The organism is Oleiphilus sp. HI0061 (assembly GCF_001635675.1).
This window is the reverse complement of record NZ_LWFE01001302.1, coordinates 1-1,784: the sequence shown is the minus strand read 5'-3', so window position 1 is coordinate 1,784 and position 1,784 is coordinate 1. Positions and strand designations below refer to the sequence as shown.

Annotated in this window: 2 protein-coding genes and 1 pseudogene; 1 reads left to right on the top strand and 2 read right to left on the bottom strand. The window is 45.2% G+C overall.

Features of this window, described 5'->3' with window-relative positions; all coding sequences use genetic code 11:
* Both A3735_RS20620 and elbB read right to left on the bottom strand, forming a co-directional pair.
* The coding region (locus A3735_RS20620) for a hypothetical protein (protein ID WP_197485957.1) at nt 1–265 on the bottom strand (265 nt) is incomplete at its 3' end.
* Between the two features lie 103 nt (nt 266–368).
* On the bottom strand, nt 369–1,025 hold the full coding sequence (gene elbB / locus A3735_RS20615) for an isoprenoid biosynthesis glyoxalase ElbB (protein ID WP_068507707.1): 657 nt from the start codon (nt 1,023–1,025) through the stop codon (nt 369–371).
* 245 nt (nt 1,026–1,270) lie between these two features.
* Between elbB and A3735_RS20610 the strand changes: the two are divergent.
* Nucleotides 1,271–1,784: pseudogene (locus tag A3735_RS20610) on the top strand (hypothetical protein); the annotation flags it as partial.

Genomic DNA, 1,784 nt, shown 5'->3' with positions numbered 1-1,784 from the left:
GCACAGCATTCCCGCCGGCTCGAAGGTCAACGTCCAATTGCTGGCAAAAAGGCTCAATTTCTTTTGCTTCCTCTGGAAGTGTCAAGCCTTGTTCATCTTCGGTGTCTAATTTAAGAATCAGTGATAACTGCCAAGCATAGAGTTTACGCGGCTCGTCCTCAAAAGTGGCCAGTGTCGTGTTCACCGCAGCATAGACTTTTGCACCCATATCTTCACGGTGGATGACTTGGTAACTCGGCTCAGGAATAACAAACTTACTACTCACGTGTTTTCTCTCTTTGGTTCGATAATGGTCTCAGACTCAATTTCTATGAGCAACATTAACGACTCATGCCCGAGCTTGCAAGAGTCTTTCAATCACGCTAAAGCTACAAACGCTGTATGACTATAGAAACCAGCTTCTCTATACCTGAAGCTGCCTGACTAATCCGGCTCGCCAGCATATAGGCAGGAGTGGACACAGTATTATTGGCCTCATCAATAACGCAATCATCAACGGCGCAGGTTTGATGCTCTCCACCCATAGCAGTGATTGCCTCAGAGGTATCGGCATCATTTCCGATTGTACACTTCACTCCGTGGCCAATCAGCTTCGGCGCCAATGCCGGCGCAATACACACAAGCCCAATTACTTTTTGTTGACGGTGAAAGGCCTGAGCAAACTCAGCGACTTGCGAATTAACCTCCATATCGGTACCCGCTACCGCAAAGTTGGATAGATTTTTAGCCGCGCCAAAGCCTCCGGGGAAAATAAGCCCTGCATAATCTTCAGGTTTAGCCTCTGACAGGTCGATGATATCTCCGCGAGCCAGGCGTGCAGACTCAACGAGTACATTCCGAGTCTCATTCATCTCTTTACCCGTCATGTGATTAAGCACATGCATCTGATCAATATTCGGAGCCATACACTGATACGCAACCCCTGCTCGATCAAGTGCCAACAATGTCAGTGTTGCTTCATATATTTCAGAGCCATCGAATACACCACAGCCAGACAACACCACCGCAACTTTTTTATCGCTCATAAACCTTTCCTTCAGTTAGTCAATTGCCAGACAAAACTTTCATCGTTATTTCGAGTCTAGCAAGTCCATTCGAGTACAACAAAACATCGTCTTGATCTATATCAATTTATTGTTAGAAGAACCGCATATCGCCTGATAGGGCTTTAGCGAAGTAGCGGGTTGCTTAGATCGTTATTTACTATGCTCCGTTTAGTTCATATTATGTTCGCCAATTCGCTTCTCTTTAGACTAAGGAACACGGCCAGATGCAAAAGAATTTATGGCACGAGATTGAAAAACACCCGGAAATCAGAGTTGGTCAGTATATTGTGCCAAACTTTGTTTCAAACTCTATCGCGATCAAAACAAGTGATTCAGACATCGTGATTATCAGCCCTGGTAAATCTTTGATCGATGCCTTTCCCAAAGAATGGCTAAATGAAGAGCTCTGCATGCACCTGGTGATGCCAAACAGTTTTCACTATATGGGCGTTCAAGCCTGGCGAGATGCTTTTCCGAAACATCGCTTGTATGCAAGTAAAGGGGCGATCAAGCGTTTAGTTAAACAAGGGGTAGCTAGTTCAGAAAGCGATATCACTGCACTGGAAAGTGAGTTACCGCCACTGCCATTTAATTACTCTGTACTGATTCCACCAGGTCACCGGGGTCATGATGCCTGGTTTAAAAAGCACGATAAAGACTCGCAAACCAGCTTATGGATTACTTGTGATAGCTTTTTGAACTATGAACGCATGTCTAACCAGCCGATTGCAAAAGTCA

Excerpts from the sequence above, each read along its gene's own strand:
- elbB (WP_068507707.1), bottom strand. The coding sequence starts at position 1,025 with ATGAGCGATAAAAAAGTTGCGGTGGTGTTGTCTGGCTGTGGTGTATTC.